Source organism: Pseudophaeobacter sp. (assembly GCF_048267565.1).
GTDB classification, from domain to species: Bacteria; Pseudomonadota; Alphaproteobacteria; order Rhodobacterales; family Rhodobacteraceae; genus Pseudophaeobacter; species Pseudophaeobacter profundi.
On sequence record NZ_JBLWXG010000005.1, the window covers coordinates 65,836 to 79,511 of the forward strand.

The window sequence follows — 13,676 nt, forward strand, 5'->3', positions numbered from 1 at the left end:
ACGTCCAGCCACTTTTTCCAGCTCTTCGCGCGGCTTGGCCCATGAAACAGACAATAATTTGACGGTTGTTTCAGCCGTTGCAGCCCTGGTCCCTGGCGTCTGGCCTGCCGCTCAGTGGCAACAAAGCAAACTGAGCCCTTGCCCCTGTCGCCATTCTTGCCTATCAACCGCCCGATAGTTTAGCCAACAGCCGCAGGAACCTATGGAAAACGTTGTTCTCATCATCCATCTTCTTTTGGCTCTTGGCCTGATTGCCGTGGTGCTTTTGCAGCGCTCTGAAGGCGGTGGCCTTGGCATGGGCGGTGGCGGAGGTGGCGGTGCCATGTCTGGTCGTTCAGCCGCAACCGCGCTGAGCAAAGTTACCTGGGTCCTGGCCGCGGCCTTTATTGCGACCTCAATCACCCTCACCATTCTGGCGGCACAGAAATCTGCTGGTTCTTCGGTTGCCGATGGCATCCAGATACAAAGCACAGAGGGTGGCGATGCAGCTGAAGCGCCGAGCGCGCCCCTGGGCAGCGATCTGCTGCCACCGGCCGAAGGCGACAATGCGCCGCTGGTTCCCAGCGCCGACTAAGCAACACGACATAAAATCTACAAGACCTAGAATTCTGGCCGGGAACCGTAACAGCATCTTGCGGTTCCCTTGCGCATTCTGCGCGAATCCTATACATGTATAGCCCCGTGGTGCAGCGGTTTTCTCACAACCGTCGGGCAGCTATATTCTGACTTCTCACGGGGGCAGCCGACACTCATGGCGCGTTTCATCTTTATCACTGGCGGTGTTGTTTCATCACTGGGCAAGGGTCTGGCATCCGCCGCTCTTGGTGCTCTTTTGCAAGCGCGCGGCTATTCAGTCCGCCTGCGCAAGCTGGATCCCTATCTTAACGTTGACCCCGGCACCATGAGCCCCTTTGAACACGGGGAGGTCTTTGTCACCGACGATGGCGCCGAGACCGATCTGGACCTTGGCCACTATGAGCGGTTCACCGGCGTGCCTGCGCGCAAGACCGACTCGATTTCGTCGGGGCGCGTCTACACCAATGTGCTGGAGAAAGAGCGGCGAGGCGATTACCTGGGCAAGACCATTCAGGTGATTCCCCATGTGACAAACGAGATCAAAGACTTCATCTCGATTGGCGAAGACGAGGTTGATTTCATGCTCTGTGAGATCGGCGGCACCGTCGGCGATATTGAAGGGCTGCCCTTCTTTGAAGCCATCCGCCAGTTCAGCCAGGACAAGCCGCGCGGCCAGTGCCTGTTCATGCACCTCACCCTGCTGCCCTACATCAAGGCAAGCGGCGAGCTGAAGACCAAGCCGACCCAGCACTCTGTCAAAGAACTGCGCTCGATTGGTCTGGCACCCGATATCCTGGTCTGCCGGTCTGAAGGGCCGATCCCCAAGAAAGAGCGCGAAAAGCTGGCGCTGTTCTGCAATGTACGTCCCGATTCGGTGATTGCGGCGCAGGATCTCAAATCCATCTACGAGGCCCCGCTCGCCTATCACCGTGAAGGTATGGATCAGGCGGTTCTGGATGCCTTTGGCATCTCACCGGCGCCAAAACCAAACCTTGCCCGCTGGGAAGATGTGGCCGACCGCATCTACAACCCCGAAGGCGAAGTGCGGGTGGCCATTGTTGGCAAATACACCCAGCTTGAAGATGCCTATAAATCCATCGCCGAGGCGCTGACCCATGGTGGCATGTCCAACCGGGTAAAGGTCAAGATCGAATGGGTCGATGCCGAACTCTTTGACCGTGAAGATGCCACCCCACATCTGCAGGGGTTCCATGCGATCCTGGTGCCTGGCGGCTTTGGCGAACGCGGCACCGAAGGCAAGATCAAGGCGGCCCAATATGCCCGTGAACACAAGGTCCCCTACCTTGGCATTTGCCTTGGCATGCAGATGGCGGTGATCGAAGCCGCCCGCAATGTCGCAGGTATCAGCGAAGCCGGTTCCGAAGAATTTGACCATGAATCCGGTGAAAAGCGTTTTGAACCCGTAGTCTACCACCTGAAAGAATGGGTGCAGGGCAATCACCGGGTCCAGCGCAAGGCGGATGACGACAAGGGCGGCACCATGCGCCTGGGCGCCTATGACGCCACCCTCAGCGAAGGGTCCAATGTCGCCAATGTCTATGGCAGCAGCCATATCGAAGAGCGCCACCGCCACCGCTATGAGGTGGACATCAAATACAAAGAAAAACTTGAGGCCTGCGGTCTGAATTTTTCCGGCATGTCGCCCGATGGCCGCCTGCCCGAGATCGTGGAATGGAGCGACCATCCCTGGTTTATCGGCGTTCAGTTCCACCCCGAGCTGAAATCCAAACCCTTTGCGCCGCACCCCCTGTTTGACGGCTTCGTGCGCGCCGCCAAAGAGGCCTCGCGCCTGGTGTGATCCAGCCCCGGATTTCTGAAATCTATCTCATGCGGGTCCCCAGTTTGGGGGCCCGTTTCTTGTGCGGGACCGGACAATACGCCAAGCAGTGCCGCCATGGGCAGAAATCCCCACTCCGTTAGCGCAAGCGGCGACAGCACAACTTGTTTCCTGTGACAGGCGCGCTATAGACAGGGCCAGATATAGAAACGTTTTTTTCGCGGAGAGACAGGATCATGGCGCAAGAGATTCACCAGGAACAGTTTGACCGTATCGCCAATGGCGTCGGCTTTATTGCCGCGCTGGATCAATCCGGCGGCTCCACTCCAAAGGCACTAGCCCTTTATGGTGTGACAGAAGACGCCTATGCCAATGATGACGAAATGTTTGGCGAAATCCAGAAGATGCGTGCCCGTATCATCTGCGCGCCGGATTTCAGCTCTGGCAAGGTTCTTGGCGCGATCCTGTTTGAAAAGACAATGGACAATGCCATCGACGGGATCCCTGTCCCGACATATCTGTGGGAAAAATGCGGCGTTGTGCCCTTTCTCAAAGTCGACAAGGGCCTGGCAGATGAAGCGGACGGCGTACAGTTGATGAAGCCAATGCCGGACCTGGACGCGCTGCTGTCGCGCGCCGTTGACAAGGGCATCTTTGGCACAAAAATGCGTTCGGTGGTGAAAGAGGCAAACCCTCTGGGCATCAAGAATGTTGTCGCGCAGCAGTTTGAAGTTGGTAAACAAATCGCAGCCGCAGGGCTGGTGCCGATCATCGAACCCGAGGTCGATATCAACTCCCCCACCAAGGGCGAGGCCGAAATTTTCCTAAAGGCCGAAATCAAGGATCAGCTGGACGCCCTGCCCGAAGGCACCAAGGTTTCGCTGAAACTGACCATCCCGAATGAGGCCGGTATCTATGATTCGCTGGCAGATCACCCCGCCGTGGTGCGCGTTGTTGCGCTGTCTGGCGGCTACAGCACCGATGAAGCCTGCGCCCGACTGGCCCAGAACAAAAAGATGATCGCCTCTTTTAGCCGCGCCCTGACCGAGGGCCTGAATGTCGCCATGTCCGATGACGAGTATAATCAGGCGCTTGGCTCCAATATCGACAAGATCTATCAGGCCTCGCTCTAACATCCAGGCTTATTGAACCGTTGTGAAAGGCCGTCCCGATGGGCGGCCTTTTGCAATGGCGGGCACGACCACAGGATCAATCGACCAAGGCCAGAACCACCTGCAGGCCAGAACCACCCGCGAAGCGCCCGGCCTGCAAACAAAAAAGGGGCGGTGCCAGCTCACCGGCACCGCCCCTGCTTCTGCAACCCCGTTTCCGGGTGAGAAGTCTCAACAGTCTGGGAGGGACGACTGTACCCCCGATATAGGCCGCGGCCGGACTATTTAAAGACCGGAGCGCGTTTTTGCATCTGGGCTGCAATCATTTCCATTTGCTCGGGCTTGCCGATCAACTGCACCTGTTCGGCGCTTTCGCGTAGCAGGACTTCGGCTTGCGAAGCCCCGGATTCGGCATAGTCGATCATCCGCTTGGCCGCGCGCATGGCATTTGGCCCCTTGCTGGCGATGTCTTGCGCCATTGCCTGCGCTGCCGTCAGCGGGTCATCACAGACCGAGGTCACCAGCCCCCAGGTTTCAGCCTGGGCGGCGGTGATCGGGCTGGCCGTGTAGGTCAGCTGGCGCAACACATCCGAGCGCAGCAACTTTGGCAAGAGCACCATACCCCCCATATCGGGAATAAGACCCCACTTCATCTCCATCACAGCCAGTTTGGTATCGGGGGCGGCAATGCGGATATCGGCACCCAGCGCCAATTGCAGGCCACCGCCATAGGTTGCCCCCTGCAGTGCCGCGATAACCGGGATCTCCAGCCGACGCCAGATCATGGCAACCTCTTGCATGTCATTTGCGTCGTGATGGCTGCGCTCCATCAGCCAGTCCTCGGGGGGGGTGTTGCCCATCGCCATAAAGCTCATGAGATCAAGCCCGGCGCAAAAGCTCTTGCCCGCTCCGGACAGCACCACCACGCGCGCATCAGAGGCGGCGACCTCGGCTCCCGCCGCCAGGATCGCCTTGACCATGGCATCATCCAGGGCGTTCATCTTGTCGCCGCGCGTCAAAGTGACATGGGCGATATGGTCTTTGATTTCTAGGTTAACCCGCGCCATTGCGGCCCCTCCCCTGCGTTATCTATGTTGCTTGCGGCAGAGTGCCCTGTTGGCGCGGCCCATACCAGCATAACGCCGGGGCACAGCAGGAAGCCCCCGGCGTTACCGATATTTTCAACAGCGGCCCAAGCCTGGCCTTGCCTATTGCATAGGCGGCAAATCGCGCGCCGCGCCACGACCAAAGCCTGGCCCATCCAGGGACATGACATAAAACTGATCCCCCGCTACCAGGGCGCTGGTGGTCACCCCCAGCAGGCCGTCTGGATCCTGCAGATTTCGCAAAATATTTCCCTCTTCGTCGAACTGGATAACCATGCCCCGATGCACCGGCGCCGGGCGCACCTTTGGCCCCAGACGCCAGATCACGCTGCGTAAAAACGGATAGGGCATCAGCACCTCCGAGGGCAGGCGTGGGCTGGCAAAGGCCAGCCAGAAGGTGCCATCGCCCTGGGCCTCCAGATTGTCGGGATAGCCAGGCAGATTGCCCAAAAACAACTCTTGCTCGCCTGCCTTGTCGCCTGTCAGCCACAATTTATGCACCTGCGCCCGACCGGTTTCGTTGATCAACAGGAAATCCTCGGCCTGCGACAGGGCGATGCCATTGGTATAGACAAAGCCGCTGGCGATTTTTTCGACTGTCCCATCCGGCAGGCGCCGCGCCACATAGCCGCTGTCGCTCTGCTCCCAGACGGTCATCACCGAGGTGGGTTTGGTGCCACCCAGAGTTTCAGGATCAAAACGATCCGACGAATTGGAAAAATAGATCGTCCCGTCGCGCGCAATATCCAGCTGGTTGGCATAAATCAGCGGCGCGCCTTCAACCTCGCTCACCAAGGTTTCCAGTTGTCCCGGTCCGCTCCAACGCAGGATGCCGCGAAAACTGTCCGCGATATACAGAGCGCCATCCGGCCCCGCCTTCAGGCCCAAGGGACGACCGCCCAGATCTTCGATCTTTTCCGGTGTGGCACCATCAATACGGTACAGCCCACCTGCCAGATCGGTGGTATAGATCTTGCCATCCGGCATCACCGCCAGATCCTCGGGGCCGATTGCCCCATCGGGCAGCGACACCAGATCCAACCCGGCCAGGGCATCATTGGCTTCAAACTCGCCGGTAAAGCCCGGCGCCTTCAACGGGCGATAAACTTCTGGTGTCAGCGGGACTGGCCAAAATGACAAATAGCCCAAGCCCACACAGAGCAACAGCAACAGAATTCGTTTCATTCCAAATCTCCCAAGGTTTTGCGCAGTCTGCTCTGGGTTGCGACATCAGGCAAGCCTTGCCGCGGGCTGAGATTCTGGGCTATCTGCTGGGCATGAAAACGCCACGCTACACCCCGCTTGCCCTATCCCTGCCCTCGACCGTGCCTTTTGTTGGTCCCGAAACCCAAGAACGCGCACGTGGCAAGCCCTTTGCCGCCCGTTTGGGTGCCAATGAAAACATCTTTGGCCCATCGCCGCTGGCGATCGAGGCCATGCAGCGCGCTGCGGAAGAGATCTGGAAATATGGCGATGCGCAAAGCCATGATCTGGTCCAGGCTCTGGCGGCGCATCATGGCATCCCTGCGCAAAACATTCTGGTCGGAGAAGGCATTGACGGGTTGCTGGGCTATCTGGTGCGGCTGCTGATTGGCCCCGGCGACACGGTGGTGACATCGCAGGGGGCCTATCCAACCTTCAATTACCATGTGGCGGGTTTTGGTGGCACCCTGCATATGGTGCCCTACAAGAACGATCACGAGGATATTCAGGCCCTGTTTGCAAAGGCTGCGGAAGTGGACGCAAAGCTGGTGTATCTTGCCAATCCCGACAATCCGATGGGTAGCCATCACAGCGGGGCCGACATCGTTGCCGCGCTGCAGGACCTGCCCGAAGGCTGCCTGCTGTTGCTGGACGAGGCCTATGTCGAATGCGCCCCGGAAGGTACCGCCGCGCCGGTGGACATCAATGATCCCCGCGTCATCCGCATGCGCACCTTCTCCAAGGCCTATGGCATGGCGGGCGCGCGGGTCGGCTATGCCCTTGCGCAGGCTGATCTGATCCGGGCCTTCAATAAGGTGCGCAATCATTTTGGCATGAACCGCACCGCCCAGGCTGGTGCTCTGGCGGCTCTGCTGGATCAGGACTGGCTATCGCACGTGCAACGGGAAATCGCCGCAGCACGCAGCCACATTGCTGATATCGCCGCAGAAAATGGGCTGACCGCCCTGCCCTCGGCAACCAATTTTGTCGCCGTTGACTGCGGCAGCGACGGAGCCTTTGCCAAGGCCGTGCTTGAGGCGCTGCTTGCCCAGGATGTCTTTGTGCGGATGCCATTTGCTGCGCCACAGGACCGTTGCATCCGCGTCAGCTGCGGCCCCGAAGAGGACCTTGCCCTTTTTGCGGCAGCGCTACCCATTGCCTTGACGTCAGCGCGGACGCAGATGGCTGCATCAACCTAAGCATCGTAATAAAACACATATGGTACCGATGCGCTGTGGTGTTTTTACCTGGTTTTCATTCCCTGCGCGCTACCCTTCCTGGCAGAGATGTCCCAGGAGGATCCCGCATGTCCCATGACAAAGGCAACAATCACCTGCATGGGCTGCGCCAGCAGCCGGTGGCCTCGCTTGATCTGTTTGCCAACGCGCTGTCGTTTATCGGCCTTAATCTGATCTGGCTCTTCTTAGCCATCTGGATGCTGTTTGGCCTGGTGCCAGTGCTGTTCTTCGCCCTGCTGCTGAACCATATGATCAACCGGCTGGAAGACCGCATCGCGCAGGAACAGTCCTAGCCCCCCGCAAGGCCTGTCCCTGCGAGGGGCACTGATTACGCAGGCCGTGCCAGAACCGTAGCGGCGGCGGCAAGCGCGCCCTGCCCATGCGGAATATGCAGCGCCTTGAGCCCGGTTTCGATACCGCCCAAAAGCCCCATGATCATGTGACCGTTCACATACCCCATATGACCCAGACGGAAATGGCCATGCCACTCGGGGCTGCCCGCAGGTGCAAGCCCCAGCCCGATGCCAAGCGTCAGGCCAAGGTTCTCTTCCAGCCACTGCCGCAGGTTGCTAGCACTGGGCGCGGGCAGATGCAGCGCCGTCACAGCATGCGAGCGCAGCGCCCGGTCAACAACATTCAACCGCAGCCCCTGCATAGGGTCGTCGATCGCCCCCCAGCTTTCGCACGCGGCCCAGATGGCTTCGGCCAGACGGGCATGGCGGGCCCAGACCTGCTCCAGGCCTTCCTGCTGAACAAGATCCAGTGCCGCCCGCAGACCATATAGATGATGTGTCGGCGCGGTGCCGCCAAAATACTGATAGAATTCAGCCGGATTGGCGCGCGGCGTCCAGTCCCAATACCGGCTGACACGCGACAGTTTTGCCCGCGCCGCTGCTGCCTTGTCATTGAAGAAAACAAAGCTCATCCCAGCCGGCGTCATCAACCCCTTTTGGCAGGCCGACACCATGACATCGACGCCCCAGGCATCCATTTCGAACCGATCACAGCCCAGCGAGGCAATGCAATCAGCCATCAATAGCGCCGGATGCTGCGCCGCGTCCATTACTGCGCGCAGGCCCGCGACGTCATTACGGATCGAACTGGAGGTATCGACGTGAACACCCAAAACCGCCTTGATCTGATGGCCGGGATCGGCGCGCAGACGCGCTGCCACCTGTTCAAGATCCCAGGGGGCGGCGGTGCCAAAATCAAGGATCTCGATCTCGATTCCCAGGGCCGCGGCCATTTCCGACCAACCAATAGCGAACCGACCCGAGGCCGGCACCAGAACCTTGTCACCGGGTTGCAGGGTATTGGTCAGCGCCGCTTCCCAGGCACCATGGCCGTTGGCAATATAGATTGCGACAAAATGTTCTGTCCGCGCCAGCGCCTTCAGATCGGGGATCAGGCTATCGGTCAGGCTTAGCAATTCGCCGGCATAGATATTGGGCGAGGGCCGATGCATCGCCTGAAGGACCGCATCCGGGATGACAGAGGGACCAGGAATGGCAAGATAGGGCCGACCGGCTGATAGGTTTGTTGTGGTGCTCATCTGCACTCCCTCGCAGGGGCCGGGATGCCATGACGGTGTCCCGGCCAGATTATCGCTGGCGCAACCCTAGCCTGCACCCGGCTGAGGTCAATTGCCGAAACGCCCGGCGCAGGGCCTTTGCGCCTGCCGCGACATTGCCCCTTTGCCCCATCCAGCAAGGGCCACTGCCCCACCGCTGCAAGGTAGAACGCTTGCACCTGAGCCATGAGCTGCTTAAATGGCGCCAGCAAGTAACTAGAAAGCGCAAAATGACAGTTCAATTCCGCCGTTATTGCAATCAGGTCTGCCCCTCATGAAAACTGAATACACTTCCTCGCGCGAGCTGCTTGGCTGGCTTTGGCGTGGCTATCTGCGGCACTACATGGGGCTCTTGTCGATAGCCGTGGTCTTTATGCTGCTTGAAGGTGCCACCATGGGCGCGCTCGGCTACATGATGCAGCCGATGTTCGACCTGATCTTTGTCGCCGGCAACACCAATGCCCTGTATTGGGTCAGCCTTGCCTTTCTTGCCATTTTCACCCTGCGTGGCATCTCCAGCGTCACCCAAAAGGTACTGCTGAGCAAAGTCTCACAGACATCTGCGGCGCATCTGCGCAAGGATATGCTGGCCCGGCTGATCCGGCAGGACCCGTCATTTCACCAAGTCCATGCCCCCGGCCTGCTGCTTCAACGGGTGCAAAGCGACGTTGGTGCCATCAATGCCGTCTGGCAGGCGATGATCACCGGTGCAGGGCGCGACACTGTTGCGCTGATCGCGGTGCTAAGCGTCGCCATCAGCATCGACTGGCGCTGGACCGCAATTCTGCTTATCGGGGTGCCGCTGATGTTGCTGCCAATTTCCCTGTTGCAGAAATTTGTGCGCCGCCAAGCCTCTACGGCGCGTGATCTCGGTGCCAGCCTGGCCACCCGCCTGGATGAAATCTTTCACGGCATCGTGCCGATCAAACTGAACAAGCTGGAAGACTATCAGGTTGGCCGGTTCACCAAGAGCACAGAAAGCTTTGTGAACGCCGAGGTCAAATCTGCCTTTGGGACCTCGGCCATTTCCGGCATGACCGATATCATGGCCGGGGTCGGTTTCATGTCGGTGCTGCTCTATGGCGGGTCCGAAATTATTGCGGGCGACAAAACCGTCGGCCAGTTCATGAGCTTCTTTACCTCGATCGGCCTGTCCTTTGAGCCCATGCGCCGATTGGCGAATATTGCCGGCATCTGGCAGGCAGCCGCCGCCGCACTAGAGCGCATCAAGGCGCTGATGGATGCGCCGATCCTGTTGACCTCGCCTAAAAATCCAGTCGCCCCCCCCAAGGGCCTGCCTTCCATCAGCCTGAAAAACGTGGATCTCAACTATGGTGAGGCCGAAATCCTGCATAGCCTCAACCTAGAGGCCGAGGCTGGGAAGACCACTGCGCTGGTTGGTGCCTCGGGGGCCGGTAAATCCACCATCTTCAATCTGCTGACCCGAATGGTTGATCCACAGTCCGGCGCGGTCCAGGTTGGCGGGATCGGCGTCGCCGATCTGTCGACCGACGATCTGCGCGGGCTGTTTTCAGTTGTCACCCAAGAGGGGCTGCTGTTCGACGAAACCCTGCTCGAAAATATCATACTGGGGCGCGAAGACGTCAGCGAGGAAGAGTTGCAAAAGGCGCTCAAGGATTCGCATGTCTCTGATTTCCTGGGAAAACTGCCAAACGGGCTCCAGACCCTGGTGGGGCCGCGCGGTTCTGCGCTTTCGGGTGGTCAGCGTCAGCGGGTGGTTATTGCCCGCGCCCTGCTGCGCAATACACCGGTGCTGTTGCTGGACGAGGCGACCTCGGCCTTGGATGCGCAGTCTGAAAAGGTGGTACAGCAGGCACTGGATCGCCTGGCAGGTGGGCGCACCACGCTGGTGATCGCACATCGCCTGTCGACCGTACGCAACGCCGACAAGATCATCGTGATGGACCGCGGCAAGGTTGTCGACCAAGGCACCCACGAAGAGCTGCTGGAGCGCGGTGGCATCTATGCCGATCTCTACCGCTTGCAATTTCAGGACGGCAAGACCTTGCTGGACCGCCAAGGCATGGCTGCACAATTGTCAGAGGCCAAGCCACAGGATCCAGAAGAACAATCCGGCTGGCTTCGCCGGGTTGTGGGCCGCCTGCTCGGCTAACCCATTCCGGCTGTCGCCGAAGACATACCCGGATCAGACCGAGTGAAAACAACGATCCTCTGGCGCGGGCTATTTCTGATAGCCCCGCGCCAGGGTTGCAGGATCAGCCCCCAGGGCGTAGCGCAACAAGGTCCACAGATTGGCCGCCCCGCGCCGCAGCCAGCCTTCTTCTTGATACCGCGCAGCACTGGTGTACGCCAAGACCTGCAAGGGTTTGAACCTCCCCAGATGCGCCCTTACACGGCGCGCCAGGGCGACATCCTCCATCAGCGGCTGATCCGGGTATTCACCAGCCGCAAGATAGGCTGCACGCGGGATCAGCAGCCCTTGATCGCCATAGGGTAAGGCAAACAGCCGCGCCCGCAGATTGGCCCAGCCCGCCACCACAACGGGCCAAAAGCCCCTAGCGCGAAACCGCAACTGGAAATAGGCGGGGGCCTGTTCCCCGGCCTGCAGATGCTGCGCCACAACTGCGGCCCAACCGGGGGCCAGTTCAGTATCGGCATGCAGCACCAAGAGCCAATCCCCACGGGCCTGCGCACAGCCGCGCCGCAACTGCCCCCCGCGCGAGGCAGCCCCCGACACCAGCTGCGCCCCGGCCTCATCGGCCAACTGCGCTGTGGCATCATCAGACCCGCCATCGCTGATCACCAGCTCGCGGATCAACCCCTCGCCCAGACCTTCCATCAGCGCACCCAGGCACCCCGGCAGGGCCTGCGCCGCATTCAAGGTTGGTATCACAACAGTAATTGGCGCCGTCATGGGATTTTCCTATTCAATTCAGGTCTTATTTCTATATCACTGGTCCCGGACTTGGCCACGCCCCAGTTGGCGGGCCAGCCATCCCATGATCGTATCACCGCGCCACCCAAATGGGTGGACCCATCAGGAGACCACGCCATGCACGCGCGCAAGATCCTTCGCCTGTCGGGCCCCGATACCCGAGACTTTCTGCAGGGGCTGATCACCAATGATATCAACAAGATCGATCAGGGCCTGACCTATGCCGCCCTGCTGACGCCTCAGGGTAAATACCTCGCGGATTTCTTTCTTGCCGCTGACGGCGACGCCGTGCTGCTGGATGCCGACGCCGAACAGGCCGAGGCGCTGATGAAGCGGCTGACCATGTACCGGCTGCGGGCCAAGGTCGACATTGCCCTTACCGACCTTGGCGTCACACGCGGTACAGGCCCCGCCCCCGACGGCGCACTGGCCGATCCGCGCCACCCGTCGCTAGGCTGGCGGCTGATTGGCGCTGAAACCGGCGAGGACGATAGCGACTGGACCGGGCTGCATGTGGCCCATTGCATTCCGCAAAGCGGCATTGAGCTGGGGCAGGACAGCTATATCCTGGAAGCCGGCTTTGAGGCGCTGAACGGCGTTGATTTTCGCAAGGGCTGTTATGTCGGCCAAGAAATCACCGCCCGCATGAAGCACAAGACCGAGCTGCGAAAAGGCCTGCGCCGGGTAAATATCACCGGCACCGCACCCGTAGGCAGTGCCATCACCGCCGCTGGCAAACCTGTTGGCACCCTGTACAGCCAGGCGCATGGCCAGGCCATCGCCTATCTCCGCTTTGACCGTGCCAAGGGCGATATGCAGGCCGAGACCGCCCAGCTCCACTGGACGCCCTGACACGCGCCTTCTTATGTCACAAATCAATTTTTCGGAGACAATATGCGACATTTCCTTCCCCTTGCCCTTTCGGTGCTCCCTGCACTGACGGCGCTGCCTGCCCAGGCACAGAACCAATATTGGGAATTTGGCGACTGGCGCGTCTCGCTCACAGTGCAGGAAACCACCGAACACGTCAGCCGCACCTGCCGGGCCTCCACTGGCGGCGATGGGCTGCCCGTGCTCAGCCTTACGGTGCATGACCTGGATGCAGGCCCGCCCACCGACTACCCCGCCCCAACCCTAGAAGAAAGCGCCCCGCGCGGCCATGGGACCCAGGTGCAAAACGGTCAGGCGCTGGGGTTTGTCTTTGATAAGCAGGCCGCCTTTTATGGCATTGCGGATGGCTACTATGACGCCGATGGCTTTGCCCAGGCGCGGGTATCGCCACGTTGGCAGGATAGTCTAAACATGCTGCGCTGGATGAAGGCCGGGCAGAACATCGATATCCGTACGGTGCAGCCCTATGGTGCCGGTGAACCCGTGCTGCAGGTCTCGCTGGCGGGCTTTACTGCGGCCTATGGCAAGATGATGGATGAATGCGGCTTCAGCATCGAACTCGTCGATCAGATGAACTGACACAAAACAGACAGAACCCCCGCCGCCAGGATCTGGCAGCGGGGGCTAGAAGAAATCTAAACTGGCAGAACCGCCAATATCAGGCGCGTTCCGCGTATTCCATGGTTTCGGTATTGACCACGATCATTTCGTCCTGACCGACAAAGGGCGGCACCATGACCTTGACGCCATTTTCCAGGATGGCAGGCTTAAAGGAATTGGCAGCAGTCTGCCCCTTTACCACCGGCTCTGTCTCGACAATCTTGCAGGTCACTTTCTGCGGCAGGGTCGCGTTCAGGGCTTCCTCTTCGTAGAATTCCATCACGATGGTCATGCCATCCTGCAAGAAGGGGCGGCGATCGCCCAGCAGTTCGGCAGACAATTCGATTTGTTCGTATGTTTCGGCATCCATGAACACCAGCATGCCGTCGCTTTCATAGAGAAACTGCTGGTCTTTTTGCTCCAGCCGCACGCGCTCGACCTTGTCGGCACTGCGGAAACGTTCGTTCAGCTTTGAGCCATTGCGCAGGTTGCGCAGCTCTACCTGGGCAAAGGCGCCTCCTTTGCCAGGCTTCACGTGATCGACCTTGACTGCGGCCCACAGACCGTTGTTGTGCTCCAGAACATTGCCGGGGCGGATCTCGTTACCATTGATCTTGGGCATCTGAAAAATCCATCTGGGAAGGTTGATGATATCTTAAGAGACC

General features: G+C 59.6%; 13 protein-coding genes. 8 read left to right on the top strand and 5 right to left on the bottom strand.

Going from position 1 to position 13,676, the window contains the following annotated elements; all coding sequences use genetic code 11:
* The first annotated feature begins 202 nt into the window (after nt 1–202).
* The 3 genes from secG (at nt 203) to ACN0VH_RS12965 (ending at nt 3,507) form a co-directional block, all read left to right on the top strand.
* A complete protein-coding gene (gene secG, locus ACN0VH_RS12955) occupies nt 203–574 on the top strand; it encodes a preprotein translocase subunit SecG (RefSeq protein ID WP_417700823.1) in 372 nt (123 codons plus the stop codon).
* A gap of 177 nt (nt 575–751) precedes the next feature.
* Entirely contained in the window at nt 752–2,395 is a 1,644-nt protein-coding gene (gene pyrG, locus ACN0VH_RS12960; RefSeq protein ID WP_278922965.1) for a CTP synthase, read from the top strand.
* 215 nt (nt 2,396–2,610) lie between these two features.
* Complete coding sequence (locus tag ACN0VH_RS12965; RefSeq protein ID WP_417700824.1) at nt 2,611–3,507, top strand: fructose bisphosphate aldolase; 897 nt, start codon at nt 2,611–2,613, stop codon at nt 3,505–3,507.
* A 260-nt stretch (nt 3,508–3,767) separates the two neighbouring features.
* Here the strand turns inward: ACN0VH_RS12965 and ACN0VH_RS12970 are convergent, their stop codons facing one another.
* Nucleotides 3,768–4,553 carry a crotonase/enoyl-CoA hydratase family protein gene (locus tag ACN0VH_RS12970; protein WP_417700825.1) on the bottom strand — a complete coding sequence of 262 codons (786 nt, stop codon included), beginning with the start codon at nt 4,551–4,553 and terminating at the stop codon, nt 3,768–3,770.
* 141 nt (nt 4,554–4,694) lie between these two features.
* Entirely contained in the window at nt 4,695–5,777 is a 1,083-nt protein-coding gene (locus tag ACN0VH_RS12975) for an SMP-30/gluconolactonase/LRE family protein (RefSeq protein WP_278922968.1), read from the bottom strand.
* 92 nt (nt 5,778–5,869) lie between these two features.
* Between ACN0VH_RS12975 and ACN0VH_RS12980 the strand changes: the two genes are divergently transcribed.
* Together ACN0VH_RS12980 and ACN0VH_RS12985 are read left to right on the top strand one after the other, a co-directional pair.
* On the top strand, nt 5,870–6,994 hold the full coding sequence (locus ACN0VH_RS12980) for a pyridoxal phosphate-dependent aminotransferase (protein ID WP_417700923.1): 1,125 nt from the start codon (nt 5,870–5,872) through the stop codon (nt 6,992–6,994).
* A 107-nt stretch (nt 6,995–7,101) separates the two neighbouring features.
* On the top strand, nt 7,102–7,326 hold the full coding sequence (locus ACN0VH_RS12985; protein ID WP_278922969.1) for a histidinol phosphate aminotransferase: 225 nt from the start codon (nt 7,102–7,104) through the stop codon (nt 7,324–7,326).
* Between the two features lie 35 nt (nt 7,327–7,361).
* Here ACN0VH_RS12985 and ACN0VH_RS12990 read toward each other — a convergent pair whose 3' ends face one another.
* Nucleotides 7,362–8,585, bottom strand: a complete 1,224-nt coding sequence (locus ACN0VH_RS12990) for a pyridoxal-phosphate-dependent aminotransferase family protein (protein ID WP_278922970.1) — start codon at nt 8,583–8,585, stop codon at nt 7,362–7,364.
* A gap of 292 nt (nt 8,586–8,877) precedes the next feature.
* Between ACN0VH_RS12990 and ACN0VH_RS12995 the strand changes: the two genes are divergently transcribed.
* The gene (locus ACN0VH_RS12995) at nt 8,878–10,737 is read left to right on the top strand and encodes an ABC transporter ATP-binding protein (protein ID WP_278922971.1); all 1,860 of its coding nucleotides are present in this window, start codon (nt 8,878–8,880) and stop codon (nt 10,735–10,737) included.
* Between the two features lie 69 nt (nt 10,738–10,806).
* On the opposite strand, the gene ACN0VH_RS13000 is transcribed toward ACN0VH_RS12995, so the two are convergent.
* On the bottom strand, nt 10,807–11,499 hold the full coding sequence (locus tag ACN0VH_RS13000; RefSeq protein WP_417700826.1) for a TIGR04283 family arsenosugar biosynthesis glycosyltransferase: 693 nt from the start codon (nt 11,497–11,499) through the stop codon (nt 10,807–10,809).
* Nucleotides 11,500–11,637: 138 nt separating this feature from the next.
* On the opposite strand from ACN0VH_RS13000, the gene ygfZ reads away from it, so the two are divergent.
* Nucleotides 11,638–12,372, top strand: coding sequence for a CAF17-like 4Fe-4S cluster assembly/insertion protein YgfZ (gene ygfZ, locus ACN0VH_RS13005; RefSeq protein ID WP_278922973.1), 735 nt, complete (start codon nt 11,638–11,640; stop codon nt 12,370–12,372).
* Between the two features lie 42 nt (nt 12,373–12,414).
* On the top strand, nt 12,415–12,990 hold the full coding sequence (locus tag ACN0VH_RS13010) for an invasion associated locus B family protein (protein WP_417700827.1): 576 nt from the start codon (nt 12,415–12,417) through the stop codon (nt 12,988–12,990).
* A 79-nt stretch (nt 12,991–13,069) separates the two neighbouring features.
* Here ACN0VH_RS13010 and efp read toward each other — a convergent pair whose 3' ends face one another.
* Nucleotides 13,070–13,633: an elongation factor P gene (efp, locus tag ACN0VH_RS13015; RefSeq protein ID WP_278922975.1), complete on the bottom strand. Its 564-nt coding sequence runs from the start codon at nt 13,631–13,633 to the stop codon at nt 13,070–13,072.
* Nucleotides 13,634–13,676 lie beyond the last annotated feature (43 nt).

Excerpts from the sequence above, each read along its gene's own strand:
- ACN0VH_RS12965 (WP_417700824.1), top strand. The coding sequence starts at position 2,611 with ATGGCGCAAGAGATTCACCAGGAACAGTTTGACCGTATCGCCAATGGC.
- ACN0VH_RS12975 (WP_278922968.1), bottom strand. The coding sequence starts at position 5,777 with ATGAAACGAATTCTGTTGCTGTTGCTCTGTGTGGGCTTGGGCTATTTG.
- secG (WP_417700823.1), top strand. The coding sequence starts at position 203 with ATGGAAAACGTTGTTCTCATCATCCATCTTCTTTTGGCTCTTGGCCTG.
- ACN0VH_RS12980 (WP_417700923.1), top strand. The coding sequence starts at position 5,870 with ATGAAAACGCCACGCTACACCCCGCTTGCCCTATCCCTGCCCTCGACC.
- ACN0VH_RS12995 (WP_278922971.1), top strand. The coding sequence starts at position 8,878 with ATGAAAACTGAATACACTTCCTCGCGCGAGCTGCTTGGCTGGCTTTGG.
- ACN0VH_RS13010 (WP_417700827.1), top strand. The coding sequence starts at position 12,415 with ATGCGACATTTCCTTCCCCTTGCCCTTTCGGTGCTCCCTGCACTGACG.
- ACN0VH_RS12970 (WP_417700825.1), bottom strand. The coding sequence starts at position 4,553 with ATGGCGCGGGTTAACCTAGAAATCAAAGACCATATCGCCCATGTCACT.
- efp (WP_278922975.1), bottom strand. The coding sequence starts at position 13,633 with ATGCCCAAGATCAATGGTAACGAGATCCGCCCCGGCAATGTTCTGGAG.
- ACN0VH_RS12990 (WP_278922970.1), bottom strand. The coding sequence starts at position 8,585 with ATGAGCACCACAACAAACCTATCAGCCGGTCGGCCCTATCTTGCCATT.
- ACN0VH_RS12985 (WP_278922969.1), top strand. The coding sequence starts at position 7,102 with ATGTCCCATGACAAAGGCAACAATCACCTGCATGGGCTGCGCCAGCAG.
- ygfZ (WP_278922973.1), top strand. The coding sequence starts at position 11,638 with ATGCACGCGCGCAAGATCCTTCGCCTGTCGGGCCCCGATACCCGAGAC.
- pyrG (WP_278922965.1), top strand. The coding sequence starts at position 752 with ATGGCGCGTTTCATCTTTATCACTGGCGGTGTTGTTTCATCACTGGGC.
- ACN0VH_RS13000 (WP_417700826.1), bottom strand. The coding sequence starts at position 11,499 with ATGACGGCGCCAATTACTGTTGTGATACCAACCTTGAATGCGGCGCAG.